This is a genomic window from Kangiella shandongensis (assembly GCF_020005365.1).
Lineage (GTDB): Bacteria > Pseudomonadota > Gammaproteobacteria > Enterobacterales > Kangiellaceae > Kangiella > Kangiella shandongensis.
On sequence record NZ_JACNML010000009.1, the window covers coordinates 71,734 to 98,356 of the forward strand.

Here is a 26,623-nt window from a genome sequence, read left to right on the forward strand (position 1 = left end):
AAAGTTTGACTATTAGCACCCTCTTCCCCCTTGAAAGTTAGCCTTGATCAGTAATATTGACGATTGAGGCTAGTCCTATGGACCTAACTTTTGGGCGGTTCTTGATCGTTAAAAAAATAAACATCAAAGTAGTTTTCGTAGATATTAACCGATGGCTCATGACCAGCCTTATAATTTGAAAACCCTATTCAACTTCCTCAACTACCAAAGCCATCCGCTGCCCAATAGGAACGTTATTATTAGGGAAAACGATGGCTTCTCCATCCTTCTCAACAATATAAGGCTCTTCTGGATCACTCAGTAACTCAAACCCCTTCTCAAAACTACTGAAATTGGCTAAATCATCGTCTACATTGAGGTGAGAATCATCGCTGACACGCAACAACTCTTGCTTCACCTTGAAAACCTTCTGACCTTTTACTTTGTAGCGCGTACTGTGATCATAACTGTAACTGGATTCAACTAGCTGACGCAAAGCCTTCTCAGCATCAGCAAAGTCATCGCGGTTATTTTCACCAAAAGGTTTTACCTTACCCAACTCGACCGTAATACTATCAGCCTTAAAATTATGGCTCGAATAATAAGAAAATACAGTACTCGGTTTATGGTAAAGCAGAATCGTATTGACGCCACAGTCCTGCATCAGGTTTAACACTGCTGGATTATGCTCACGGCTATCCAGGTAAGGATAAATAGCGAATTTTTGATATTTGGAAGCACGGATTGCTGTATGTAAATCGTAGTGAGCCCGGGTATCATTGGCGCAACTTTGCGCGAAGAAATCATTCATGGCCTGTTCAAGACGCTTGGCTCGCTCAACTTCGCAAATCTCTTCTTTTTGTTCCCAGTATTTTTTCCACTCACCGTTAAACATTCGGTTAAGGTTAAAATCAAGAAACCGTTGCTCTTTAAGCATCGCCTGCGGATGGCCAATCAACACTAATAAATGACAGCGCAGATTCAGGCGCCCATTTAACAGATCGTAAACCATATCAGAAACTATCTCCATCGGAGCTGTTTCGTTACCATGGACACCCGCAGAAAGGGCTAAATACTGCTGTGACTCATGCTTTGGTTTGAACTCGATAATACCAACATCGTGAAAAGTAACCACGAAGTCTTCTAGCGACATCGAAAAAGGCTGGTGCCCTTCTAAATGCTCGCGAACAAAATCTAATAAATTAAAAGTCTTACAAAACTCACTCGTATTCATATCAATTATTTTTCTTCTTTGAATGGGGGAACTAATAACTGTGGGTCAAGGCGCGAACTGTACCAGTTGATTCGCCAGTCTAAATGCGGTCCGGTTGCACGACCAGTTTCTCCAATCGTAGCAATCTTATCGCCCTGCTTAACTTTTTGACCTTCTTCTACATCGATCGAGTTTAGGTGTATAAAAGTTGAAGATACGCCATAGCCATGGTCTATGATTAAGGTGCCACCTGAGTAAAACATATCGTCATAAGCCAAGCGAACGATGCCATCAGCTGGCGCGACGACGGCTGTACCCGTTGGCGCAGCCACATCAACGCCATAATGCGGGCGTTTCGGCTTACCATTCAATACTCGTTGACTACCATAAAAACCACTCAAGCGTCCTTTCGCTGGCCAGATAAAGTTCTGCATAAAGAACTCGTCCTTACTGCTGTTACTACGAGCTTTAGCAACAAGAGCGCCCTCACGGCGAATTCGCTTCTTTATTTCCGGCTTCTGCGGACTAACCTTAGAAGGAGGTAACCCATCAATCCGCTCAATGTTATAGTCACGCTTACGAATGAATAACTTTTGTATTTCTTTTTGCTTGCCCTTTGCCACAGTTAACCTAGCTGTTTCCGGCATATCTCGGTGGAAACCAAAAACGAAATAACCCTCTGGCGTTAACTCTAATGGCTTATCCTCAAAAGTTACTTCAGAACCCTTAACCGCTTGCCCTACAACTAAACCACCTTGAGCAAAGTCGCCTTTAAGCGATAGCAGTAATGGCTCTTTTGCTTGGGCTAATTGCGTTACAATTGCCAAAACCAGTATGAATAAAAACTTTCTAGTCATTAATGCTCAACTCCATTCATTTAAGACTGATGGCTAATCCCAATAGGATCATCGCTATCGTCATCATCTTTTAATTCAACTTGCTCAATTTTATCAAAACGATTCGTAATTTTATCTGCCGTAGTATTAATATCTTTGACCCCTTTAGTTAAACGATCGATATGAGTATTCAATTTACCCCACCGGTCTTTAAAGCGGCCGAACTCAACGGATAACTTACCCAGATGTTCTTGAATAATATGCACCTGCTTACGAGTCGCTTCGTCTTTTAATACGGCGCTGGCAGTCGTCAATAACGCCATCATAGTGGTAGGCGATACCATCCAGACCTTATTCTGCTGAGCGAATTCTACCAATTCCGGGTGGTGCGCATGAATCTCTGCAAATACTGCTTCAGCGGGAATGAACATTACCGCACCGGTAGCCGTTTCACCATCAATAATGTATTTGCTGGCAATATCTTTAACATGCTTCTTAATATCCTGCACAAAAGCTCGATGCGAAGCTTCTCTTTCGGGTTTAGACAACTCCACATCAACCATCTTCTGATAGTTTTCCAGTGGGAATTTCGCATCAACACCAATCACGCCAGTCGGCTCAGGTAAGAATAATGCACAATCAACGATCTTGTCGTTACCAAACGTATATTGGAATTTGTAATGACTGGTCGGCATCACATTGGAAACCAAAGATTCCAACTGAACTTCGCCAAAAGCACCACGCGAACGTTTGTCCGATAATATTTCCTGTAGACTGACAACGTTACTGGATAGTTCCGTGATTTTCTTCTGAGCATCATCTATAAGCGCTAGACGTTTTAGAACGTCCTGGAACGTTTTGGTGGTTTTTTCGAAACCATCTGCCAAACGCTTTTCAACCTGACCACTGATTTCTTTTAAACGCTCATCAGTCGACTGAGTCAAACCTTTCATGTTCTTTTCAAAATTCTCGCCATGAGTCTTGAGGTTTAGGGTGAGTTCTTCTCGCACATCTTTAATGCCACGTCTGAATTGCTCATGGAGCTGAGCCTGAGACTCTTTTTGATTAAGCTCAATTTGTTCTTTTAGTTTTAAAATATCTTTCTGCAGGCTATCTTTAAATCCAGCTAATTCCTTTTGCTGAGTCACCGTATTGTTGTTTACTTTTTCGCCAAGCGCATTGCTCAGCTCGTTAAAACCTTTCTGCAGTTGGCTCTGGAAAGACTGAAATGACTCACCGAGTTTAACTTGGTTACCCGCAAGTTTTTCCACCAGATTCTCAGAAGCTCTCTGATGCTGCTCAGACATTCGGTCCCGATCAGACTTTGCATAGTCAAAAGCTACAGTCTGCTTTTGCTCTAGCGCCCTAATCGCCTCAATAGCACCACTTTCCGACTGTTCTAATTGTTTAAGTGCTTTGCCCTGCTTTATTATGATAAAGAGCAACGCCAATGTTATTAAAACAATAACACCAAGTATGATAGCAAGCGGTAGGTTTTGGCTAAAGAATGTGCTGAAATCCATTAAATTTATCGTTTGAAATGAAGTTGGTCTAGTGTAACAAAACTTGTAATAAAAGGTAGTGGCTAGATTTCATTTTGAGTATACAAAATATCGGTATACCGTATCCCGGCATCAATAGACACGGCCAAAGTACCCATATAACACTTCAATCAAACCTTAATTGACTACAACGCTGACCAGTCGTAGTCTGACACCTACTCCCACATCCCATTAGGAAGTAAAAATGAAAACAGCAGCATACGCAGCTCAATCTGCAGAATCCGAACTGAGCCCACTCAGCATAGAAAGACGCCAGGTTGGTGAAAGCGATGTGCACATTGATATTGAATATTGTGGTGTTTGCCATAGTGATATTCATACCGCACACAATGACTGGGGCGGAACCGTCTATCCGGTAGTGCCAGGCCATGAAATTATTGGTCGAGTGAAGTCGGCAGGAAACAAAGTTAGCCGGTTTAAAGAAGGTGACCTGGTCGGCGTAGGTTGTATGGTCGACTCATGCCAGAGCTGTAGCGCTTGCCACGATGACTTAGAACAGTACTGTGAAAATGGGGCGACTATGACTTATGGTAGCGAAGATCCTATTCTTGGCGGCCCAACACATGGCGGATACTCTGACCAAATCGTAGTCGATGAGAAGTTTGTGCTGAGTGTCTCTGAAAAACTTGATACGAAAGCGGTAGCTCCCCTGCTTTGTGCAGGTATCACCACCTACTCTCCTCTGCGTCAGTGGAACGTATCTAAAGGCGATAAGGTTGGTGTTGTAGGGCTTGGTGGCCTTGGTCACATGGGTGTTAAATTGGCCAAAGCTATGGGAGCTGAAGTTGTTATGATTACAACCTCTCCGGAAAAAGGTGCCGATGCAAAGCGCCTTGGTGCCAGCGAAGTTCTTGTATCGAAAGATAAAGACGCCATGAAGCAGCATACAGGCAGCTTCGATTTTATTTTAAACACTGTGCCAGTATCGCATGACTTAAACCCGTACGTTAGTTTACTGAAACGCGATGCCACTATGGTGCTTGTTGGTGCATTGAATCCTTTACCTGATGTGCATGGCGCTGGCTTAATACTCGGCCGTAAGCGTATCGCAGGGTCGCTGATTGGCGGCATTGCAGAAACTCAGGAAATGCTCGACTTCTGTGCGGAGCATGACATTGTGTCCGACGTTGAGATGATCAATATGCAGGACATCAACTCTGCATACAAACGAGTTATGGACTCTGATGTAAAATACCGGTTTGTTATTGATATGAAGTCACTAAAACCTTAAAACCTGTTTCAACTAGCTATAACGCTTTTAAAGCATCAACTCAGAGAAAGCTCGATTGTTATCGGGCTTTCTTCTTGAAGTGATAAGAATTTTTATATTCTGAATAAGCTTTGCCAACCGCTGTCCTTAGCTTTTTCAGTGGCAAATACTCTACGCGATACTTAGTTTGATATCTTTTTTCTTTGACGACATCATTAGCTCGAGGGGTGGCAATTAATAAACCGTCATACTCGTCCCAAATTAAATAAATTCTTTCGGAAGACTCACCCAACGATTCATAAACCATAGTTTCTGTTTTTGTTTCTTTATCTTTTATTAAAACAACATTTTTTAAATGCTCTGTATCATTGCACCGCTTAAGTAAGTAACTAGCTTTTAATGTCAATTGATCATTATAAACCACAGTCATAGGAACCGACTGACAAGTGACGTAATTCGTAGGCTTGATATAACCATTATCTTTTAACTTATAATAAACTACACCCAAACAAATAATGATTATTATGAGCAGCAGTGGCTTCAAGAGCTTTTTCATAAGTTATAGTTAATTATTCCTTTAATTTGAATATTAGGGGATAAGACTCTTAAAGTCCAAAGTTCTAAAACTGAGTCAGCCTGTATGGATTGCTCAAAATTTCTAGGATTAAAGAAATATTAGGCAATAAAAAACCCCGCCGTAGCGAGGCTTTCAATAATGGCCGTGTGTAACCGCCATGGATGGCGGGAAATCCAGAATTACAGGAGCACATTCTGGTGAAGGATGACTACGTCGCTCCGCTCCTTGCCCTGCGGGTCATCGGAACATTCTTAACAGAATAACCCGATGTTGTCTCGCAGCAAAGCTGCTCGGCTCGAACTCCTTCGGAGGTTTTCATCCATTTACCACAGGCAATAAAAAACCCCGCCGTAGCGAGGTTTCAAATAATGGCGCGCGTGGAAGGATTCGAACCTCCGACCGCCTGGTTCGTAGCCAGGTACTCTATCCAGCTGAGCTACACGCGCTTCGTTTTGTGGGGCGTATTATGCCACCCGATTTTTAGAAGTCAATTAACTTTTTAATTTATTTTTTAAAAAGTTTTTGCTTCTTTAAGAAACCAAAAATCGCTTAGAAATCAAACGCTTTTCATCTCTTCGCCCTTATTCATCAATTCGCATTATACACGATTTTTGAATAATGGCGGTGAGGGAGGGATTCGAACCCTCGATACCGGATTAGGGTATACTCCCTTAGCAGGGGAGCGCCTTCAGCCACTCGGCCACCTCACCGTTGACGCGGACGGAATGTTACCTTATTCAGGATAAAATGCAACACTCCAGTCCAACTTTTTTTAATAATTATAATCGTCGTCAGAATTATTACCTGGTTGATTACCTTGGTAATTCTCCATTTGCTTTTCATGTTGAATACGCAAATAAATTTCTTCACGGTGAACAGCAACCTCTTTCGGCGCATTAATACCAATACGCACCTGATTACCTTTAACACCCAATACCGTCACAGTGATTTCATCACCGATCATTAGCGTTTCACCAACGCGTCTTGTTAAAATTAACATTCCAATCTCCTCATTCCTAGAGAGTTTCCCAGCCAAATCCCAGCTGCTCTCCACTATCTACAAAATAAAACTACTGTAAAGAAAGCCGACACTCACGTCGGAAGTCGCGAATTCTATCAATAAATTGATTCCAACACTAGGGTTTTGTGGCTTCAATCACAAAAATACTTTCTGTTACAAGCGCAGCGTGGCCCAGTTCAAAAGAATATAAATTCCAAGATTTCTGTTTATAAACAAGTGCCGTTATTTTTTATGGCTTGAAATTCAATAAAAGCAAAGGCTTGGGCTCGTACGACAACTGGTAGGTTCCCACCGTTAGGCTTAAAACACCACTTTTCGGTCGTGGTTGCAATATTCCATTAAACTTGAGTTTATCGTTATCCTGAGCTTTTGGAATATATACCCAACTGTTTCCCTCAGTATGGATATCTATTCCCCTGGCTGGCTCTATCAAGCAGATAAGGAGCTTCTTATAACTCAACAAGGTGGTGCCCGCCTGGCACACGTCCTGTGCTTCAGACAACTCTAGACTTTTATCCTGTGCTTCTAAAACCAGGTATACCAGCTCTGAGTCTGCGGCATTACGAAACCCCTTAGACTCTATATTTGTTAACCAAAATGCCTTCTGCGCCGGCATTTTCATCAGCTCCTGATTTCCTTCGAGTCGCTGAATCACTATGGGAGTGAGTGGAATAATTGCTCTCGGCCCGGTTTGATGGTCAGGCAGTTTAGACCCGGATGGCATAGTAATTGAAAATAAACGCCAGTAATTATTCTCGGCATGTACTTTCAAATAGTTTGCAGCAGCTTCATCAATCGTTGGTAAAGGCGTTTTGTCAGACCCAGCGGCAGTAAAAACTGCTGGGATAAGCAGCAGAAAAAGTGCCAGACGTTTTATATCCATGTACTAACTCCATTCTAATAACCCGACGTTTAGTTATGCCCAACAAGCAGCTTACCAGGGGCGCCCCTGGTATGAAACGAACAAAGCGAGCTAAAGCTCCCTTGTATTCTAGTAATTCCCGCTATTATCGTCGTCTGACTGGTAAGCTTGCGCCTGCTTCTCATGTTGGATACGCAAGTATATTTCTTCACGGTGAACTGCAACCTCTTTTGGTGCGTTAATACCAATCCGCACCTGATTACCCTTAACACCTAAAACGGTCACCGTGATTTCATCACCAATCATCAGAGTCTCACCGACACGACGGGTTAAAATTAACATCCTAATCTCCTCATTCCTATGTTATTGAAGACTTACAATCATTGCGCACCTTCAACTATCTACAAATCAAATATACTCAATTACAGCTTAATACTAACTTAACCGCTCTTCAATCCAGGGTTTGACTGATTCCAATGCCGCAGGCAACGCCGATGCATCTTTACCGCCAGCCTGCGCCATATCGGGACGACCGCCACCTTTACCGCCTACCTGCTCAGCAACCATCTTCACCAGATCGCCAGCTTTCACTTTACCGATTAGATCTTTACTGACACCCGCAATCAAGCTGACCTTATCGTCTTTAGCGATAGCGAGGACGACAATACTCGAACCCAGCTTATTCTTTAGCTGATCCTGCATATCGCGTAAAGCCTTCGGCTCAACACCTTCCAGCTTTGATACTAACAGCTTAACACCATTGACATCTTCAGCGTTAGAAGCCAAGTCACTGCCTTGACTAGAAGCCAGCTTGCCTTGCAGCTGTTCAATCTGCTTTTCCAGCTGCTTCGACTTGTCGAGCAGCTGCTCAACTTTTTCCACTGACTGAGCCGGATCACTCTTAAGCAACTTACCTAATGTATGCAGCTTACTTTCCGACTGCTGCATCCAGGCAACGGCTCTCTCTCCCGTCACGGCTTCAATACGGCGTACTCCAGCAGCAATACCTGTTTCAGCAACGATCTTGAACGGACCGATATCACCGGTACGCTTAACGTGGGTACCACCACATAACTCTACAGAAAACGGCGACATGGTTAAGACACGAACCTCATCGCCATATTTCTCACCGAACAACGCCATAGCGCCCTGCTCCTTCGCTTCGTCCATGGACATCACGGCAGCTTCGACAGGATGGTTCTCAAAAATCTTTTCATTCACTAAGCGTTCTACCTGGGCCAGTTCTTCACGAGACACCGCTTCAGGGTTAGAAAAGTCGAAACGTAAACGCTCAGGGTCGTTCAATGAACCTTTCTGTTGGACATGCGAGCCTAAAACGTCACGCAAGGCTGCGTGCAATAAGTGCGTCGCCGAATGGTTGCGCATCGTGCTTTGACGTAATCCACCATCGACATTCGCATTTAACTCAGATTCGTTAGTAATGCTGCCTTTATCGACATAACCAATATGAGCTATCGCATCACCGATATTTTGAGTATCCTCAACGATAAAGTTAATACCGTTGCCATACAGAGAGCCTTTATCACCAACCTGGCCCCCCGACTCAGCATAGAAAGGTGTCTTTTCAAGGATGACTATGCCTTTGTCACCTTCATTCAAACGTTCAACTGACTCACTGTCTTTAAGTAGTTTGACGACACTGACTTGCTGACTCAGGTAGTCGTACCCGGTAAACTCCGACTTTTCTTCAAGAGTAAGAGAATCGTTGTAATCAACACCAAAGTTACTCGAAGCTCGCGCACGTTCACGCTGGGCTTCCATGGCTTTCTCAAAACCACTCCAGTCAATCTCCAAACCTTTTTCACGCGCAATATCAGCAGTCAAATCCTGTGGGAAACCGTAGGTGTCATACAGCTTGAATACAGTTTCGCCAGAAATCGTTTTGTCTTTAATGTCAGCAATATCCGCTTCAAGGATCTGCATACCCTTATCTAAGGTTTTAGCAAAAGCTAACTCTTCTTTTTCCAACACACCTTCAATAATCGACTGCTGATCTTTAAGCGCAGGATAGGCATCGCCCATGGTATCGACCAGTGCCTTAACCAGTTTCGAGAAGAAAACACCCTCAGCGCCTAACTGGTGACCATGGCGAATAGCTCGGCGAGTAATACGGCGTAGTACATAACCTCGCCCCTCATTGCTAGGAACGATACCATCAAGAATTAAGAACGAGCATGAGCGGATATGATCAGCAATAACGCGTAACGACTTATTATCCAGATCTTTTACGGTCAATAACTCGGCGGTCTGTTTAATCAGGTATTGGAAAGTATCAATTTCATAGTTACTGTGAACACCCTGTAAAATAGCAGCGATGCGCTCAAGGCCCATCCCCGTATCTACCGACGGCTTGGGCAGCGGCTCCATAGTACCGTCCTTGTGACGGTTATACTGCATAAAGACCAGATTCCAGATCTCAATGAATCGATCACCGTCCTCTTCTGGCGTGCCCGGAGGACCACCCCAAATATTTTCCCCATGATCGTAGAAGACTTCCGAGCATGGGCCGCATGGACCTGTGTCTCCCATCGCCCAGAAATTATCCGAAGCATAACGCTCACCCTTATTATCACCAATACGGCTAATGCGGTCTTCTGGGAACCCAATATCCTTAGCCCAAATATCGTAGGCTTCGTCATCTTCCTCATAAACCGTTACCCAAAGCTTTTCTTTAGGCAACTTGAATTCTTCCGTCAACAGCTCCCAGCAATAACCAATAGCTTCTTTCTTAAAATAATCACCAAAGCTGAAGTTTCCCAACATCTCGAAGAACGTATGGTGACGAGCGGTATAACCCACATTCTCAAGGTCATTATGCTTACCACCCGCACGAACGCAGCGCTGAGAGCTGGTAGCACGCGTGTAGCTGCGCTGGTCGGTACCAAGGAAACAATCCTTAAAAGGCACCATACCGGCGTTAGTAAATAATAAAGTGGGATCGTTAGCTGGGATCAGAGGTGCACTTTCCACCACCTTGTGGCCTTTATTTTCAAAAAATTCTAAAAAGGCTTGTCGTATTTGGTTCGTTGTCATGCTCACTTTAAGTTAACCTTTTACTTTACTATCTACTCTTAAGCTACTGTTTAATAAAACGTTCTGGACTAAAGCAGTCCAAAATCGTCATCCTGTTCTTCATCCTCAGACACAGGGCCGGAAGATAAAGCATAATTAATCATATCGAAGTCAAACCCCCGATATTGCAAAAAACGGGTTTGTTTGGCTCGAAGTTTCATATCCGAACCGGGCGCCTGATTGTACTTTTTCCGCCATGCCATGACAGCAACTTTATACCAATCAATCTCCATGGACTCAAAATGGAGGCTAATAACCGAGTCTTCAATGCCTTTCTGCCGCAACTCCTGCCGGACGCGTACAGGACCGTAACCATTCTGAGAACGTTGCCGGATGAAACTTTCGGCAAACCGCTGGTCACTTTGTAAGCCTCGCTCTGCCAACCGGCCAAGATAGGCTGCGACCTCTTCCCCTTCAAAACCACGAACTTTTAGCTTTTCAATAAGTTCACGCCGGGAATGTTCCCGGCGTGCTAATAAGTCCATCGCGATGATTTTATAATCACGTGGTGGTTTCTTAAACCCCATAGGCTAAAGAAATGTCATTTTGATTAAGCTTCTTCCGGCGCTTCAACCTCTTCTTGAGGCTTAGCCGTTACGAGAAGGCTGTCGCGAAGACTCTTTTCGATTTCTTCTTTGATCTCGGTATTGTCTTTCAGGAACTGAATGACGTTCTGTTTACCTTGACCAATTTTATTGCCCTGGTAGGAGTACCAGGCACCAGATTTCTCGACCAGACCTTCTTTGACGCCCCAGTCAAGGATCTCACCCTCGAGTGACGTACCTTCACCATAAAGAATCTGGAATTCGGTTTGCTTGAACGGAGGTGCAACTTTATTTTTAACTACTTTCACGCGTGTTTCGTTACCGATAATTTCATCGCCCTGCTTAATCTGGCCAATACGGCGAATATCCAGACGCACTGAAGAGTAGAACTTAAGCGCATTACCACCAGTAGTGGTTTCTGGAGAACCGAACATGACTCCAATCTTCATACGAATCTGGTTAATGAAGATACACAGCGTATTCGAGCGCTTAATGTTAGCCGTTAACTTACGCAATGCCTGTGACATCAAACGTGCCTGAAGGCCCATGTGCGAATCCCCCATCTCACCTTCGATTTCCGCTTTTGGCGTCAATGCAGCAACCGAGTCAACGACCACGATGTCTACAGCACCAGAGCGCACTAACATGTCAGTGATTTCCAGCGCCTGCTCACCCGTATCTGGCTGAGAGACAATCAATTCATCAAGGTTCACACCCAGCTTTTCAGCATAGACCGGATCCAGTGCATGCTCAGCATCCACGAATGCAGCAGTTCCGCCGTCAGCCTGGCAGCTGGCGATAGCCTGTAGGGCTAACGTTGTTTTACCAGAAGACTCAGGGCCATAAATCTCAGCGATACGACCTTTTGGCAAACCGCCAATACCCAATGCAATGTCCAGACCCAACGAACCTGTTGAAATTGCTTCGATGCCCTTAGCTGCAGAACCGTCGCCAAGGCGCATAATAGAACCTTTACCGAATTGGCGCTCGATCTGGCCTAAAGCAGCACCGAGTGCCTTCTTTTTGTTGTCATCCATCAAAGTTACCTACTGACTGATATGTTTATAAGAATGAGAAAATTAGACTGATTATTCCACAAACCGCTACGAAAAGTAACCTGTGATTTCTCGATCGCCCTTAAGAAAATCGCCCTGATAGCGGTAAGCTATTGATGATTAAAAAATACTGTCTAAATTTCAACCTTCTGGTGCGACTTGTACTAGCGTTTCTCTTCCATCAGGCCAATCAAGTTTCCATCCGGGTCTTTGATAAAACCTATCCACAATTCATGGTCCGGCATTTGAGCTGCAAGCTCAGGTTCCCGCTCGCCACTGGCACCTTTAGAGACAATGTCTTTATAGCGCGCCTCAATATCGCTAGCATAAAAATACAAAATCGAATTTTTTCCTACTTCACCAGCCCCCTGTGGCTTAGTCAGCATGATGCGCGTGTCGCCAGACTGAAGAAATGCCAGATTGTCACTTGGTGCAAAAAGGAACTCCAGCCCCAGGGCATCCCGGTAAAAAGATAATGCTGACTGAATGTTTGAAACGGTGATTGCAACCTGTCCAAGCTCCATGACTCCTCCGAGAATTAAAGTTGACTCTTCACTCTTTGCAATTTACACACATCCGTTAAATAATGGAACTAACAAAAGGACTGATTAAATTATGAGCAAGAGCAACATAGCAAAGCCATCGCTGACCATTACCCTGAAGAAATACGCCTATTCCTTATTTCTGGTATCAGGAGCCATCCCATTCATTTCATTCTGGCTATCAGAAACAAACATGCTGACTGAAAATCTCGCGCCCTACTTTGCCGTTGTGTTTTTCTTTGGCGTGATTCCTGTTTTAGACTGGCTATTAGGCCGGGACTCGATGAATGTCCCCAAAGAGTTGATGGACACAGTCTCCAACCAAGCCTTTTATAAGTGGCTAACTCTCCTGACAGTACCAATCATGTTTGCCGTAATGGCTCTTGGGTTATATCAGGTCACCGCTCCCACCTTAACACTCACGGGGCAAATTGGGTGGATACTGAACATAGGTATTGTTAGTGGTGTACTGGCAATCAACGTCGCACATGAACTTGTTCATAAAAACAGTAAGTTTGAGCGCTTCTGCGGCGGCCTTTTACTCAGCCTGGTCTGTTATGGCGGCTTTAAGGTAGAGCATGTTCGCGGGCATCATGTTAATGTATCGACGCCCGAAGATCCTTCTTCGGCAGATTATAACCAATCGATTTACCACTTCCTTCCCAGAGCTTGGAGACATAACATCACCAACGCCTGGAAATTAGAGTCTGTGCGATTAAAGCGCAAAGAATTGTCCCCTTGGAGCCTAAAGAATGAGCTGTTTATCTGGTACGGATTCAGTTTGCTCTGGGCAATTCTTGCGCTGGTGTTCTTTGGTTGGATAGGTTTGGTGTTTTTTCTGGCGCAAAGCTTTGTTGCCTTTACCCTATTGGAAATCATCAACTACGTTGAACATTATGGTTTGCGCCGTAAAAAGCTCGACAATGGCAAGTATGAATATGTCACTCACCACCACTCTTGGAACTCGAACTTCTTCCTGACCAATATTTTACTGATTCATCTACAAAGACACTCGGATCATCATGCCTTCCCCAAGCGACGCTATCAGGTATTGCAACATCATGAGGACAGCCCACAGCTCCCCGCTGGCTACGCCGCCATGACGTTATTGACACTGATACCGCCGCTATGGAAAAAGGTCATGAACCCAATAATTGATCAGTATTACAAATAATATTATAGGTTCGGTTAGAAGCTTATCTTCGTAACCCAACAAAACCACCTTTATGATATTCCAACAACAAGCTCCTGTGCATAGCTCAGGATGACAAAACTGTGAGCTGGTGCTGAGCTTGCGAAGCCCAGCAATGATGTGTTGGGGTTAGCCCCAGCCTATAACTGACTAAAACAGCTTGCTCCCCATATAAAGCCCCATCGCTATCATCATCAAATTCTCTGTCAGCGATATAAAACCAAGTGGCACATTATTTCCTCCACCGACACAGGCACACTTCAGCTCTCGTTTATCGATATACACCGCTTTAAAGACTGATACCGCTCCGACCGTACCGATAAACAGCGCTATGGGAGCTGATAACCAAGTTAGTGCACCGGAAACCATTAAGACACCCGCCAGCCCTTCGGCAAAAGGATACACATAGCCGTAAGGCACCCAGCGTTTTGCTAGCAGATCATAGTTTAAGAACATGGTGGAAAACTTCTCGACGTCCTGCAGCTTCAACATTGCCAGTAATACCATGGCGAAACTGACAAACCACTCAATTGTTTGCACGGTAAAAGCATTACCCAGCTCATGTCCCGAACTGGCAAAACTCGCTGCCATTGCGGTCAAAGCCGCCATCACAAACAACACAATCACTGGGCGATAAGTCTTTTTACTGGGGTCTTTAACCTTTTTACTTAAATGCTGACGAAGAGCTTCATAGCCACCGACGCGCTCACCACCAATAAAGGTTTGCGGTGTAGTCTCGACATCATGCTTTGCCTTAAAGGCATCCGTTTCTTCACGATTCGATAAGATACGGTCCTCCACCTCATAACCTTCGCGCTTTAATAAATCCTTAGACTTTAATCCAAAGGGACAGGTATGTTTGTCTGTAGACATACGGTAAAGCGTTGCGGTTTTCTTGTTAGTCGCACTCATAAAAAAGTACTCCTTGATTCAAATGATGATGCTAATATAAACTCTGTACCATGGTACGGAGTCAAGGCATTCTGTTTAACGAAAGGTAGAAACCATGCTGACCATTGGAAAACTGGCAAAAGCAGCCAACATTGGCGTAGAAACCGTTCGCTACTATCAGCGGAAAGAGCTCATCGATGTTCCCAACAAAACTGAAGGGTTCAGGCAATATAGCGAAGAGGATCTGCGACGACTGAAATTTATCAAAGAAGCACAGAAAGCAGGTTTTACGCTCAGTGAAATTAAAGAGCTATTAGCGCTGGATACCAGCCATGACCATCAGCGCGCTCAGGAACTCGCCAGTGCCAGAATTAAAGAACTCGATGACAAGATCGAAGAAATGCAACAAGCCAGAGATCGTTTGAAAAACCTGTTCCACCAATGTGAGTCAGGGGGGCAAAATAAGCCTTGCGCTATTTTGAAAGCTTTTGAGGTTTGAATCACTCATAACACTCCCCTACTGGTAGCATTATCTTGCTTGTATTAGTCACAAAGTTGAAAAAATAAAAAAAACACCCTAAAGTATATTAGGCATAAAATATCAGTTGGCAGACGAAATGGATCAAAAGGTTAGAGCTCAATTAGAGAAATATAAATCAAAACTAAGATTAAGATTAATTATCAGATCCTTGGCTTGTGTTTTATCACTTATCATTTTCGCAAGCGTGATGATTTCAGCATATAAAAATTACAATAACCATCCTGAATTTGGTTTATTATTAGTATTAGCTTTATTGGTCTTTATAGCATCAATTACACTATTTTCTAGGAAACAAAAGTTGATAGAGAAAGACATAAATCGTGGGAGTAATATTGCTAGATTATTCTCATACGATGAAAGAATACAAACATTAGCTGAGCAAAATGAGAACGAAGAGTTAGAAAAGTTAATTCAAAAAGAGTTAAAAGCCCGCAAGCCAAAAGTTAGGGTGACTTCTAAATAACTGGTAAATTGTAACGGTTAAAAAATAACTCAACTTAAAGATTCAAAACACCCTTTAGGGATTGAATGACAGCTTTGTACCTAATTTCTCCCCTTTCTCCCTCTAATTTGAGCAACTTACTTTCAACAACATGCTCATCGGCATACCCAAGCCAGACGGTTCCCACTGGCTTCTCAGGAGTTCCGCCGTCTGGACCTGCGATGCCACTGACAGATATGGCGATTCGTTTTTTACCGCCTGACTTTTGGAAAGCACCAAGAGCCATGGCCTCTACTACTTCTTTTGAAACAGCGCCATGCTGCTCTATCAACTCCATCGGAACATCGAGCATATCGTGTTTGGCCTGGTTGGTATAAGTGACATAACCGCGATCAAACCACTGTGAACTGCCGGGGATTTCGGTACAGGATGCTGCGATTAAACCACCGGTACAGGACTCAGCCGTGACCAGCATTAAATCTTTTTTTATTAATAAGTTAGATAACTCTTTTAATAAGTTTTCTAAGTCACTTTTGAGGTTACTTTCTAAGACAGAAGTCCCTGTATTTTTTCTGGAATTGGGCAATCTTAATCTACCTCTTTTGGTCGAAATCCGTTAAGCTATGGGCTTAGTCTGAGCGCTGTAATTCTTTGCTCTTTTCAGTGCTAAGAATAGGCGCTCATGAGCTTAATGGCAATGGTCATTGCTTTTAACTCATCATTCAACCGAAAAGCTACTGATAACAATAAGCATGTCTAAAGCGGAAATTATTAACGACGAAGCACTACAACACCATACCCCAATGATGCGTCAGTATTGGCGTTTAAAGCAGGATCATAAGGATTACCTACTGTTTTATCGCATGGGTGATTTTTACGAACTCTTTTATGATGATGCTAAACGTGCGGCTGAGTTATTGGACATTACGCTAACCAAGCGCGGCTCTTCGGCGGGCGAGCCAATCCCAATGGCGGGCGTGCCCTTTCATGCGGTGGATTCATACCTGGCTCGAATCGTTAAACTGGGTGAGTCGGTAGCTATCTGCGAACAGGTGGGCGACCCAGCGACAAGCAAAGGGCCTGTCGAGCGGAAAGTTGTTCGTATTGTGACGCCGGGGACGCTTTACGACGAAAACCTGCTCGATGCACTTTCAGAGAATATTCTGGCTGCAGTGTACAAGAAAAATAATCATTTTGGCTTAGCCTGTCTGGATATGGCCAGTGGGCGTTTCTGGTTGTCAGAATTCGATAACAAGCTGGCACTACAGGCCGAATTACACCGCGTTAAGCCAGCAGAGTTACTACTGGCGGATAATCAACAGAACTTAAGTCAGTTAGTTAAAAGCTCCATTCAGTGGCAACCTGACTGGGAGTTCGATTACGAACAGAACCACGATAAATTACTGGAGCATTTTAAGGTTAACAGCTTGTCGTCTTTCGGCTGTGAAGACTATCGTCTGGCAGTGTCGGCCGCAGGTGTGGTCTTGGAATATGCCAAGAAAACACAACTTAATGCCCTGCCCCACATCCGTATGCTGCAACGACTGTCGGATGCGGACCACTTGGTACTTGATCCCGCAACACGCAAAAATCTGGAGCTGACCGAGAACATTCAGGGCCAGTCGCATAACACGCTGTTCGAAGTGATGAACAGTACGCAAACCGTGATGGGCGCCCGGCTGCTAAAACGTTGGCTGCATAGCCCACTCAGTAAAAAAACTTCGGTCGAGAAGCGCCTCGAAGCAGTGTCCGCATTAAAGCAGGACTTGATTTACAGCGACTTGCAGTCACATCTTAAAGAGATCGCGGATATCGAGCGTATCGTTACTCGGCTGGCTTTAGGCAGCGCTAACCCAAGAGATCTAAAACGTCTCGAGGTGGGTTTAACCAAATCAGCTGAAATTAAAGACTACTTAAAGCAGCATCAGGTTTCCCTGCCGCTTGTGGATTCTATTGAGCCACTACCGCAAGTTCAGGAACTCTTGAACAAGGCCATTATCGAGCAACCGCCCATGGTCATTCGTGACGGTGGTGTCATAGCCGAAGGCTACAACACTGAGCTGGATGAACTGCGTAATCTCGCCAACGATGCCAGCGACTTTATGTTGCAACTGGAGCAACGAGAAAAAGAGCGCTCGGGTATCAATACCCTTAAGGTGGGCTATAACAAAGTTCATGGTTTCTACATTGAGATATCAAAAGCGCAGAGTGATTTAGCTCCGGCGGAATATGTCCGTCGTCAAACCTTGAAGAATGCCGAGCGCTTTATTACTCCAGAGCTTAAAGAATATGAAGAGAAAGTCCTCAGCAGTAAAACCCGAGCGTTGAGCCTAGAGAAGAAACTCTATGATGGCTTAATTACCGAGCTTCAGGAGTTTGTACACAGTATTCAGCAAACAGCGGCAGCTATTGCCGAGTTGGATGTGTTCGCCTGCTTTGCCGAGCGTGCAGAAAACCTTAACTTTGCCAAGCCTGACTTTTCTAACGAGCCGGGTATTAAGATAACCGCCGGTCGTCACCCAGTGGTTGAGTTCCATAGTAAAGAGCCCTTTATTCCAAATGATTTAGAGCTATCTCCTAATCGGCGCTCCTTGATCATTACGGGTCCCAACATGGGCGGTAAATCGACCTACATGCGTCAGGCTGCGCTTATAACGTTACTCGCTTATACCGGCTCGTTTGTCCCTGCTGACATCGCCAACATTGGGCCCGTTGACCGAATTTTTACTCGAATTGGCGCTTCGGATGATCTCGCCAGTGGCCGTTCTACCTTTATGGTTGAGATGTCAGAGACAGCTAATATTTTAAATAACGCCACGGCAAACAGCTTGGTACTATTAGACGAAATTGGTCGGGGGACCAGTACTTTTGATGGACTGGCGCTAGCTTCTGCTACCATGCGTTATATCCATGAGAAGCTGAACTCTCTGACCCTGTTTGCAACCCACTACTTTGAGCTGACCCAGCAAATTCAGGAGTGGAACGATTGTGCCAATGTTCATTTTGGCGCGACCGAGTATGAATCAAAGCAGTCTGGCTCAACCAAACTGGTATTTTCACACCAGATTGCCGAAGGACACGCGAATCAAAGCTACGGTATCCAGGTGGCACAACTTGCGGGTTTACCCAAAGCCGTGATCCAAAATGCCAAAGCTTTGTTACAGTACTTTGAGCAACACGGTACGCATGAAGCAGATGGTAGTAACAACGATGAAGTCATGCCACAGCTTGATTTATTAGCTGAAGCAGGTGAAACAGAGCAAGCTTCAAGCGAAGCCTTGGAACTTCTGGAAAGTATTTCACCGGACGATTTATCGCCTCGTGAAGCGCTGGAACTATTGTATAAGTTAAAAGAATCGCTAAAATAACGCTGCGGTTAGCAAAACCAAAAGATTTAGGAGACATTCATGGCGTTCGTAGTAACCGAAAACTGCATAAAATGTAAATACACCGATTGCGTGGAAGTTTGTCCGGTAGACTGCTTTTACGAAGGGCCAAACTTTCTGGTCATCAACCCTGACGAGTGTATTGATTGTGCATTATGCGAACCGGAATGTCCTGCCGAAGCGATTTTCGAAGAAGATGATGTGCCTGCAGGCCAGGAGCACTTTATCGAACTCAACGCCGAACTCTCTGAAGAGTGGCCTAATATCACCGAGCAAAAGGATCCACTACCGGATGCTGCCGAGTGGGATGGTAAGGAAGGTAAATTCGAATTGCTGGAAAAGTAGCAAGAACAGTACATTAAAAAAAGCCCTCAGAATGAGGGCTTTTTTATATTCGCTGCTTAATTATTCAAAGTCAATTGAGTCGGTAAACGGTTTTACACCAATCGCTTCGTAAATCTCATCTGGCTTATAAAGACGCTGACCTTTAATCACTAAAGCAATTTGGCGCAAATCGCTCATATCTTCCAGTGGATTACCATCGACAAAGACTAAATCAGCCTGTTTGCCTTCAGTGATCGATCCAACATTGTCTTCATTACCCACGACTTTGGCCGAACCGATTGTCGCCAGTTTTAAAACATCGGCATTTGAAATACCGGCATCAGCATACAGTTCCAGCTCTCGATGCAAAGTAAAGCCCGCAATGGCATCAGTACCTGGAACGATAGGAACGCCATTGTCGTGGAGCTTCTTAACCATCGCCGTCATAGCCTTCATCGAAGCATCATAGGCTGCTCGTTCTTCTGCGCTAATGTCCATCACTGGTTTAGTATAGCCACGCGCGACGTTGGCTGGCAGATGCTCATAAACCGGCGCAATTTCTGGGTCAATCTCACCTGATTTACGGAATAGGCTATTAAACGTAGATACCGTAGGATCGACCTCAATCCCCTTTTCTTTTAACTTGGCAATAAAGTCATTCACTTCTTTACTGTCTAAATCAAGATCACCAGCTTTTTCACCCACCATGGAGAAGCGTAGTCGCTTACGGGTGTCGACACCTTTGCCAAGGAAATTAAGGAATAGCATGTTAATGTGCTGGATCTCATCAAAGCCAGCATCGACCGCTTCTTCTGCCGTCATGAAGGCAGGAATGTGGCCGCTCAGGCGCAAGCCTTTAGCGTGAACATGTTCTGCCAGAGGTTTTACCCACTCGGGCTCCATCGAGCTATACGTTTTGATCTGAATATAGCCACGGTCTGCATACCAGTCCACCGCTTCCTTCGCTTCTTCTAAAGAGCTGACCGTTTTACCCATTTTCATGGCATAAGGGCTTTCACGATCCATAAAGCCAGCACGGTATACATCGCTACCAATGATGTCACCACCTTCGCTCAACTCTTCGATAGCCGTAATATTATCGTGAGTATTGCCCATATCACGTACATTGGTTACGCCAGCCGGGACGTTCAATAAACCATTAGACTTAGTCAGGTGACCATGCATATCCCAAAGTCCCGGGATCAGGGTCTTACCATTCGCATCGACCACGGTATAGTCATCGCTCGCCTCGAGCTGACCAATCTCAGTAATCGTGCCGTCTTTTACCAGAATAGACTTCCCTTCGATTAACTCACCTTTTTCAACGTCAACGTAATTAGCGTTTATCACCAAAATCGGTTTATCAGAGGTGTGAGTTAGTTCATGCGAAAGATCTTCCAGATACTGGTTATCAGCCTCTTTCTGTTTCTTTTGCAGTTTCTCCAGGTTTTCACGCCCCCAGCCTTTAGCGATAACACCAAACCAGCCGCCACTGTCAGAAGCGAAGAAATTGTTGTTTTCGTCATACCAGCCAAACTCTGGCGTGAAACCGAGCCCGACGATACCTAATAAACGAACGGTTTTCGTTTCGTCACCGTTAGTTAAAGTAACTTTATCCAGTTCGATTAGGGATGCCGTACCGCTCGGAAGCAGATCAACTTTACCGTCTTCATCATCCAGTAAACGCTTTATCAGCAAATTGGACGTCATCCCGGTCCCATCGCTTGAAATATACAGTTTACTCGTATCAACGTCAGCACTACCTTCTTCATTCAGGCTTTTCCACTGAGCTTTACCGCCCTCCATGCTGAAAGACTCATCAATTGGCGCACCAAAGGCTGATATGCCCTTAATGTCCTGCTGGATGATATAGCCACCCTCTCCGACCACAGTGGTTTCATCAATATTGATACGACGGTTGTTCCAGCCAAGCTCCATATGAGCTTTGATGGTATTGCCATCACGCTCTACCTGTACAAAGCCCGCCTGGTCTTCTTTATTATAAATGTTGTAAGTCGCGGTTGGTGTTGTAGCCGCACCTGGCTGCTGCTCTTTCTCAGCTACGCTATCATTCGTTTTCGGTACCTGCTCTACGTCCTTTTTACTTTCAGGCTGGCTTACGGATTTTTTAGTCTCCGCATTATCATTACAACCACTAATAGCCAATATGATGCTCATCGCAAGAGCGGAAACGGTTAATTGTTTTTTCATACCCTTTAGTCCTTAGTTTTTAGTCGTGCCTATGTTGTACCAGTAAATACGACAAAAGCCCAGCCTTAGCCGGGCTTATTCATAGAGCACTGATTAATCAGTGATCAACTGATAATTGTCAAACCTGCCAAAAGCCTTAACCAGATCGGCTTCTTTCTTATCAATCTTTTCGACCAACATACACAGCTCTTCGGCATGTCGCTCCAGCTTCTCTGCTTTAGCTTCGATCTGAGTTTCCATCTCTTTGCCAAAGGCCTCCATGCGCTGCTCGAAGGCTTTAACCTTTTCCTCATTGCCACTCATGGCAGCCGCGATCATTTCACCGACATTGTTTTCGACAAAATCCGTCACTGCCGTTTCAACCAGGGCTTCAAACTCTGCTTCAAAATCAGAGCTCTCAAAATAGTCTTCGACACCCTGTGGGCGGAGATGGGTTTTACTGATGTGCTGTTTTAGATCCGTCGAAATTTTCTCGACCTTAGCCATAAATTCTTCAGCTTTTTCAGGCTCATCCTGCATTAGCGCCGCTGTCACCATACCAACGGCCTCAACCGCGATAGCACTTGCCTCTTCGGCAACGTCCGACGCTACGGGCAATAACTCTCTAACCTGCTGATTGTATGCTTGTAACAGAGCTAACTGCTCGGGGAATAGCATCTGCTTTTCACCATCGAGATACAGGCTATCACCTGCTGTGATCAGCACTTTTTGCTGCTGCTCACTGGAAAAGCTCAAATCATCGCCCTGAATGTCGATGTTGTAGGCAAAGTCAGCATCACAACTGACGTCATTAGAATGTGCTGTAGCACCGGAGGCTGCTAAGACCAGGCCAACGGCCAATACAGTCGATTTCATAGATTGAATCATAGTGAACTCCTTTATTAAATAATCGTTGGTACACTTATAAGATGAAGGAATTCACTAAAAAGGTTTAGTGAAATAGTGTGAAAATACACGCTATAGCGTAACAAAATGTAAACGCCTGTGGCTGAGGGGAAACGCCCTAAGCCGTTGTTTTATAAGTCCCTATTTGTTTTTAGACACCAATATTGCTTAAACTATTTGAAATACGTCGGATAAAGCTACTCAAAGAGGGATACTCCCTTTCAAAATTATACAGCCGCTCCTGGAACCGCTCTAGCAGGTACTCTTCCGGGTTTTCCTCGGCATCCTGTTGGAATAAGCGTGCCTCAATCAATAATTCCAATTGCGCCAGGACTTTCGTTTCATCTTCTGAAAAGTCTTTTTGCGACTCAATCAGTGACACTAACTCATCAACTTTAGATGTCAGCTCTTTATTACTGTTGCTTGTATCTGTCATATTTACCACCTTTGAAACATTTTTTTACCCATTCTAGGCTAAAGAAACATAAAATTCATTGGTCTGAACACTATGATCGCATATAATTTCGCCTGCGATCACAACAATATAGAAGGACTATTATGAAAAAACTACTCATTATCATTGTAATAGCAATTGCTATTGCAGTAGGGATTTATTTTTATAAAGGAGGGAAGCTTGGTGGCTTAACCAGCACTTCATTGCCATCTGACAACCCTGTTCTTGAATATGTTCCAGCTGACACGGTACTTTTCGCTGGTAGCGTTGAGCCAATGGATTTTGCTAAAGCTCTAGAAATGAGCAGCAAAATGGGCTTCGACACAGCCACAATGATGGGCTCTGGTATGGAAGATATCCAAGCTAATCTAGACGACGCTCCTGATGCAGCTCGTGTTTTAGTTAGCCTTTATGGTGACTACTTAGAAGCGGTTAAAAATAAATCAATCAGCGAACTTGGCCTTCGTAGCGAATTAAACATGGCATTCTACACAGTGGGAGCCTTACCTGTTATTCGCTTAGAGCTGGATGGTACTGATACTTTTGCGAAAGCGATTCAAACAATCGAAACTGAACAAAACGTAACTGCAACTGTTAACACGGTAAACGGCGTTGAATACCGTCAATACAGCATGAATGACGGTGCAGACGAAGTACCATTCCAATTGGTTGTTGCCAGCCATGATAATCAGGCTATTGTTACGGTTAACACTTTGCTAGACGATGCCAAAGATCTACAGGTTACTTTAAGCGAAAAGCCTGCAACTAACATCTTAGACGGCGGTTCATTAAATGACGTTGCTTCTGATAACGGTTACCTTGGTTATTCAATCTTTATGCTGGACAACCTGGCTATCGTTGACGGTATTACTAAGCCTAGTGCAAATGCCTTTGGTAAAAGTCTCCAAGAAATAATGACTGCTTATGGCGCTGCTAACGAAATGCAGGACATTCAAACTCCAGCATGTAATACAGAATTAACGGGGCTGACTAAAAACTGGCCTCTATTGTCTGCAGGTTATACTGAGTTTGATGACAGCAATGCCAGTTATAAAATGGTGTTAAAAGGTGCGAATACCGATCTATTAGATACTCTGGGTCAGCTACGCGGTCATATCTCGAGCAACGTTGCTAAAGACGACTATGTCATGAGCATGGGCCTTGGTCTGGATATGGATCAGGTTGTTCCGGTTATCACTAGTGTTTGGGAAGGCCTGACTAAAGAAGACTTTACTTGCCCTCCTCTGGTTGAGATGCAGAAAGGCTTGCGTGAGTCTAACCCAATGATGCTTGGCATGATGTCGGGCATGGTTGCCGGCATTAAAGGTGCGGGCTTCAGCATTGTTGAAATGGATGAAAGCTCACTGTCTAACCTTGAGCGTAACCCAATGGCGTTCATGGAAAACAGCCAAATCCTGGTTACGGTTACAGCTGAAAAGCCACAAAACCTTCTTCAGTCTCTAGGCATGTATGCTCCAGAGCTGGCTGAGATGCAGTTGGAAGATGGTGGTGAGCCACAAGCATTGCCAGTGGGTATGGGCCCTGAAGTTAAAATTGCTCTACGTGGTCACGATCTCATTCTTCTGTTAGGTAACACTGATTCACTTGCTGGTAAAATTGAAAACAACAGCAGCATGGATAAAAACGGCCTGATCAGCTTCACTATGGACTTTAAAAAGTACATGGGGATTATGGAAGAAGTTATGGCCTCTGCAGCTGAAGATGCTTACGGCGACAGCAAGCAAATGTTAGAAGAACAAAGGGAAGTATTCTCTGAGCTTAAGAAGGCTGATGGTACCATCAAAGGTACATTCGACATCAACGGCTCAGGCATCGTAACTGAAAGCAAGTTCCACGCGAAGTAAGTTACACTAAGCTCTAAACTAAAAAGCCCAGCTTAATGCTGGGCTTTTTGTTGTTCAGATTACTGATATCTTAATTAAGCGACTCTGATTTTCATTTTGTTCAGGGCCTGCTCAATATCCCCAATAATGTCGTCAGGGTGCTCGAGCCCAACCGAAATGCGAATCAAGGTTTCGCTGATCCCTGCCGCGGCACGCTCCTCAGGAGTATAAGTTGAATGCGTCATTGACGCTGGGTGCTGTATCAAAGTTTCTGCGTCGCCTAAACTGACGGCAATATGACAAAGCTCAAGATGATTCATAAAGCGCACCGCATCGTCGAAACCACCAGCAACTTCAAATGCAATCACGCCGCCAGCGCGTTTCATCTGACTACCTATTAAATGGTTTGCAGGATGCCCCTTAAGGCCTGGGTAGTAAACCTGTTCGATATCAGAATGCGTATCAAGATAGTCAGCCAGCTTTTCAGCATTATCACAGTGCCGCTCAACGCGTACCGAAAGCGTTTTCAAACCACGACAAATCAACCAGGCATCGTTCGGGCTCATGGTCGCCCCCATATCCTTCTGCGTAGTCATCTTAATATGTTCGATCTGTTCAGAAGTGCCGCACACGATACCGCCAATCACATCACCATGACCATTCAGGTATTTAGTTGCACTGTGAATGATCAAATCCATACCAAACTCGCTGGCTTGTTGCAGTACCGGAGACATGAAGGTGTTATCCATGACGGTTAACAGCTCATGCTTTTTAGCAATCTGACTAATAGCCGCCATATCTGCACATACCAGATTTGGATTAATCGGTGTTTCAAAATAGATCAGCTTGGTATTGTCCTGAATGGCTGCTTCAACTTCTTTTTCGTCCGTAATATCGACGAAGGTAACTTCAATACCAAAATCGGCAAACTTATGGTTGATTAAGGCAAAGCTGCAACCGTACAAAGCCGATGAAGCAACCAGGTGATCGCCCTGCTTCAGATTAGCTAATAAAGTCGCTGAAACCGCGCCCATTCCAGAGCCAAACGCAGCAGCATCTTCCGTATTCTCTAAAGCCGCCATTTTCTGCTCCAGCTCACGAACGGTAGGATTACCAAGACGGCTGTAGATATAACCTTGCTCCTCACCCGCAAAACGGTTAGAACCCTGCTGAACATTATCGAAAATAAATGTCGATGTTTGGTGGATGGGGGTGGCTAATGAACCAAAGCTTGGATCCCCAACCCGGCCAGCGTGGATCGCTCGGGTTTCAAGATGATTAAAATGGTTATTCTTTGATGATGCCATACTAACGTAACCTCACTTAATTCAAAAAATTAAAGCTTAGTCTTCGAGTATGATTGCCGTGGTTGTCTTGACTTCTTTAAGCACCAAGCTGGTATGAATTCGAGCCACCCCTTCCAGGGGGATCATTTTCTCGGAGACAAAGCTTTCCAGCGACTGAGTATTGCGAACGGCTACCTTGAGTAAATAATCATACTCGCCGGTCACATTGTGACACTCCAATACTTCAGGCCATGATTTCACTGTCGCCAATACTGTTTGAATTTGTTCTGAGCTGTGCAGTTGAAGACTGAACTCGACAAAACAGAGGTTATCAAACCCCAAACGGTGCCGATCTACCAAGGCGGCATACTGCTGTATAAAGCCGTCCTGCTCTAAGCGCTTTACCCGCGCGTGGGTTGCTGGCGGCGATAAATTGACCCGCTTTGCCAGCTCCGAGTTACTTAGCCTTCCTTCCTGCTGCAGCTGATTCAGAATTTTCTTATCAACAGCATCAAGCTTATCGTCCGACGATTTTATCATCTAATCCTCATACCAATGAACAATATTAAACACATACAATACAAACACGAATAATACAAAGCAAATCATGATTTAAAGAAATAATATTTCATATAAAGAATATATAACAGTCCTTTAACGAATAAATGCAAG

Annotated in this window: 25 protein-coding genes, 2 tRNA genes and 1 other RNA gene; 7 read left to right on the forward strand and 21 right to left on the reverse strand. The window is 44.4% G+C overall.

Annotated elements, in window-relative coordinates; all coding sequences use genetic code 11:
• Window positions 1–184: 184 nt before the first annotated feature.
• From astE to H7708_RS10675, 3 genes are read right to left on the reverse strand one after another with little or no spacing between them, the layout of a single operon-like run.
• Window positions 185–1,213, reverse strand: coding sequence for a succinylglutamate desuccinylase (gene astE / locus H7708_RS10665; RefSeq protein WP_223670769.1), 1,029 nt, complete (start codon window positions 1,211–1,213; stop codon window positions 185–187).
• A gap of 5 nt (window positions 1,214–1,218) precedes the next feature.
• The gene (locus H7708_RS10670) at window positions 1,219–2,049 is read right to left on the reverse strand and encodes a M23 family metallopeptidase (RefSeq protein ID WP_223670770.1); all 831 of its coding nucleotides are present in this window, start codon (window positions 2,047–2,049) and stop codon (window positions 1,219–1,221) included.
• Window positions 2,050–2,069: 20 nt separating this feature from the next.
• The gene (locus tag H7708_RS10675) at window positions 2,070–3,551 is read right to left on the reverse strand and encodes a DNA recombination protein RmuC (protein WP_223670771.1); all 1,482 of its coding nucleotides are present in this window, start codon (window positions 3,549–3,551) and stop codon (window positions 2,070–2,072) included.
• 223 nt (window positions 3,552–3,774) lie between these two features.
• Here H7708_RS10675 and H7708_RS10680 point away from each other — a divergent pair, with 223 nt between their 5' ends.
• Complete coding sequence (locus H7708_RS10680) at window positions 3,775–4,821, forward strand: NAD(P)-dependent alcohol dehydrogenase (RefSeq protein ID WP_223670772.1); 1,047 nt, start codon at window positions 3,775–3,777, stop codon at window positions 4,819–4,821.
• A 58-nt stretch (window positions 4,822–4,879) separates the two neighbouring features.
• On the opposite strand, the gene H7708_RS10685 is transcribed toward H7708_RS10680, so the two are convergent.
• The 11 genes from H7708_RS10685 to H7708_RS10735 form a co-directional block, all read right to left on the reverse strand.
• Window positions 4,880–5,356 (reverse strand): hypothetical protein, encoded by a 477-nt coding sequence (locus H7708_RS10685; RefSeq protein ID WP_223670773.1) that lies wholly within the window; start codon window positions 5,354–5,356, stop codon window positions 4,880–4,882.
• Between the two features lie 213 nt (window positions 5,357–5,569).
• Window positions 5,570–5,717, reverse strand: a non-coding RNA gene (locus tag H7708_RS10690) — RtT sRNA.
• A 29-nt stretch (window positions 5,718–5,746) separates the two neighbouring features.
• Window positions 5,747–5,823 (reverse strand) — tRNA-Arg (locus tag H7708_RS10695).
• Between the two features lie 173 nt (window positions 5,824–5,996).
• Window positions 5,997–6,087 (reverse strand) — tRNA-Ser (locus H7708_RS10700).
• A gap of 62 nt (window positions 6,088–6,149) precedes the next feature.
• Window positions 6,150–6,377, reverse strand: coding sequence for a carbon storage regulator CsrA (gene csrA, locus H7708_RS10705; protein ID WP_068991165.1), 228 nt, complete (start codon window positions 6,375–6,377; stop codon window positions 6,150–6,152).
• A gap of 250 nt (window positions 6,378–6,627) precedes the next feature.
• The gene (locus tag H7708_RS10710; protein ID WP_223670774.1) at window positions 6,628–7,281 is read right to left on the reverse strand and encodes a hypothetical protein; all 654 of its coding nucleotides are present in this window, start codon (window positions 7,279–7,281) and stop codon (window positions 6,628–6,630) included.
• Window positions 7,282–7,389: 108 nt separating this feature from the next.
• Window positions 7,390–7,602, reverse strand: coding sequence for a carbon storage regulator CsrA (csrA, locus tag H7708_RS10715; protein WP_223670775.1), 213 nt, complete (start codon window positions 7,600–7,602; stop codon window positions 7,390–7,392).
• A gap of 93 nt (window positions 7,603–7,695) precedes the next feature.
• Entirely contained in the window at window positions 7,696–10,320 is a 2,625-nt protein-coding gene (alaS, locus tag H7708_RS10720; RefSeq protein WP_223670776.1) for an alanine--tRNA ligase, read from the reverse strand.
• A gap of 62 nt (window positions 10,321–10,382) precedes the next feature.
• The gene (gene recX, locus H7708_RS10725) at window positions 10,383–10,880 is read right to left on the reverse strand and encodes a recombination regulator RecX (protein ID WP_223670777.1); all 498 of its coding nucleotides are present in this window, start codon (window positions 10,878–10,880) and stop codon (window positions 10,383–10,385) included.
• A 23-nt stretch (window positions 10,881–10,903) separates the two neighbouring features.
• Window positions 10,904–11,935 (reverse strand): recombinase RecA, encoded by a 1,032-nt coding sequence (recA, locus tag H7708_RS10730; RefSeq protein ID WP_223670778.1) that lies wholly within the window; start codon window positions 11,933–11,935, stop codon window positions 10,904–10,906.
• Between the two features lie 182 nt (window positions 11,936–12,117).
• Entirely contained in the window at window positions 12,118–12,477 is a 360-nt protein-coding gene (locus H7708_RS10735; protein WP_223670779.1) for a VOC family protein, read from the reverse strand.
• 91 nt (window positions 12,478–12,568) lie between these two features.
• Here H7708_RS10735 and H7708_RS10740 point away from each other — a divergent pair, with 91 nt between their 5' ends.
• Window positions 12,569–13,669 carry an alkane 1-monooxygenase gene (locus H7708_RS10740; RefSeq protein WP_223670780.1) on the forward strand — a complete coding sequence of 367 codons (1,101 nt, stop codon included), beginning with the start codon at window positions 12,569–12,571 and terminating at the stop codon, window positions 13,667–13,669.
• 168 nt (window positions 13,670–13,837) lie between these two features.
• Here H7708_RS10740 and H7708_RS10745 read toward each other — a convergent pair whose 3' ends face one another.
• Complete coding sequence (locus tag H7708_RS10745) at window positions 13,838–14,599, reverse strand: MauE/DoxX family redox-associated membrane protein (protein WP_223670781.1); 762 nt, start codon at window positions 14,597–14,599, stop codon at window positions 13,838–13,840.
• 94 nt (window positions 14,600–14,693) lie between these two features.
• On the opposite strand from H7708_RS10745, the gene H7708_RS10750 reads away from it, so the two are divergent.
• Both H7708_RS10750 and H7708_RS10755 read left to right on the forward strand, forming a co-directional pair.
• Window positions 14,694–15,077 (forward strand): MerR family transcriptional regulator, encoded by a 384-nt coding sequence (locus H7708_RS10750; RefSeq protein ID WP_223670782.1) that lies wholly within the window; start codon window positions 14,694–14,696, stop codon window positions 15,075–15,077.
• 118 nt (window positions 15,078–15,195) lie between these two features.
• The gene (locus tag H7708_RS10755) at window positions 15,196–15,582 is read left to right on the forward strand and encodes a hypothetical protein (protein WP_223670783.1); all 387 of its coding nucleotides are present in this window, start codon (window positions 15,196–15,198) and stop codon (window positions 15,580–15,582) included.
• A 34-nt stretch (window positions 15,583–15,616) separates the two neighbouring features.
• Here H7708_RS10755 and H7708_RS10760 read toward each other — a convergent pair whose 3' ends face one another.
• Complete coding sequence (locus tag H7708_RS10760) at window positions 15,617–16,147, reverse strand: CinA family protein (protein ID WP_223670784.1); 531 nt, start codon at window positions 16,145–16,147, stop codon at window positions 15,617–15,619.
• Window positions 16,148–16,313: 166 nt separating this feature from the next.
• Here H7708_RS10760 and mutS point away from each other — a divergent pair, with 166 nt between their 5' ends.
• Both mutS and fdxA read left to right on the forward strand, forming a co-directional pair.
• Window positions 16,314–18,929: a DNA mismatch repair protein MutS gene (gene mutS / locus H7708_RS10765; protein ID WP_223670785.1), complete on the forward strand. Its 2,616-nt coding sequence runs from the start codon at window positions 16,314–16,316 to the stop codon at window positions 18,927–18,929.
• Window positions 18,930–18,968: 39 nt separating this feature from the next.
• Window positions 18,969–19,292, forward strand: coding sequence for a ferredoxin FdxA (gene fdxA, locus H7708_RS10770; protein ID WP_223670786.1), 324 nt, complete (start codon window positions 18,969–18,971; stop codon window positions 19,290–19,292).
• Window positions 19,293–19,352: 60 nt separating this feature from the next.
• On the opposite strand, the gene H7708_RS10775 is transcribed toward fdxA, so the two are convergent.
• From H7708_RS10775 to H7708_RS10785, 3 genes are all read right to left on the reverse strand, one after another.
• Window positions 19,353–21,482: an amidohydrolase family protein gene (locus H7708_RS10775; RefSeq protein WP_223670787.1), complete on the reverse strand. Its 2,130-nt coding sequence runs from the start codon at window positions 21,480–21,482 to the stop codon at window positions 19,353–19,355.
• A gap of 93 nt (window positions 21,483–21,575) precedes the next feature.
• The gene (locus H7708_RS10780; protein WP_223670788.1) at window positions 21,576–22,349 is read right to left on the reverse strand and encodes a DUF2884 family protein; all 774 of its coding nucleotides are present in this window, start codon (window positions 22,347–22,349) and stop codon (window positions 21,576–21,578) included.
• 169 nt (window positions 22,350–22,518) lie between these two features.
• Window positions 22,519–22,803 (reverse strand): DUF4404 family protein, encoded by a 285-nt coding sequence (locus tag H7708_RS10785; protein WP_223670789.1) that lies wholly within the window; start codon window positions 22,801–22,803, stop codon window positions 22,519–22,521.
• A gap of 122 nt (window positions 22,804–22,925) precedes the next feature.
• On the opposite strand from H7708_RS10785, the gene H7708_RS10790 reads away from it, so the two are divergent.
• Entirely contained in the window at window positions 22,926–24,686 is a 1,761-nt protein-coding gene (locus tag H7708_RS10790; protein WP_223670790.1) for a hypothetical protein, read from the forward strand.
• A 74-nt stretch (window positions 24,687–24,760) separates the two neighbouring features.
• On the opposite strand, the gene megL is transcribed toward H7708_RS10790, so the two are convergent.
• Window positions 24,761–25,972, reverse strand: coding sequence for a methionine gamma-lyase (gene megL, locus H7708_RS10795; RefSeq protein WP_223670791.1), 1,212 nt, complete (start codon window positions 25,970–25,972; stop codon window positions 24,761–24,763).
• A 36-nt stretch (window positions 25,973–26,008) separates the two neighbouring features.
• Window positions 26,009–26,491 carry an Lrp/AsnC family transcriptional regulator gene (locus tag H7708_RS10800; RefSeq protein ID WP_223670792.1) on the reverse strand — a complete coding sequence of 161 codons (483 nt, stop codon included), beginning with the start codon at window positions 26,489–26,491 and terminating at the stop codon, window positions 26,009–26,011.
• Between the last annotated feature and the right edge of the window lie 132 nt (window positions 26,492–26,623).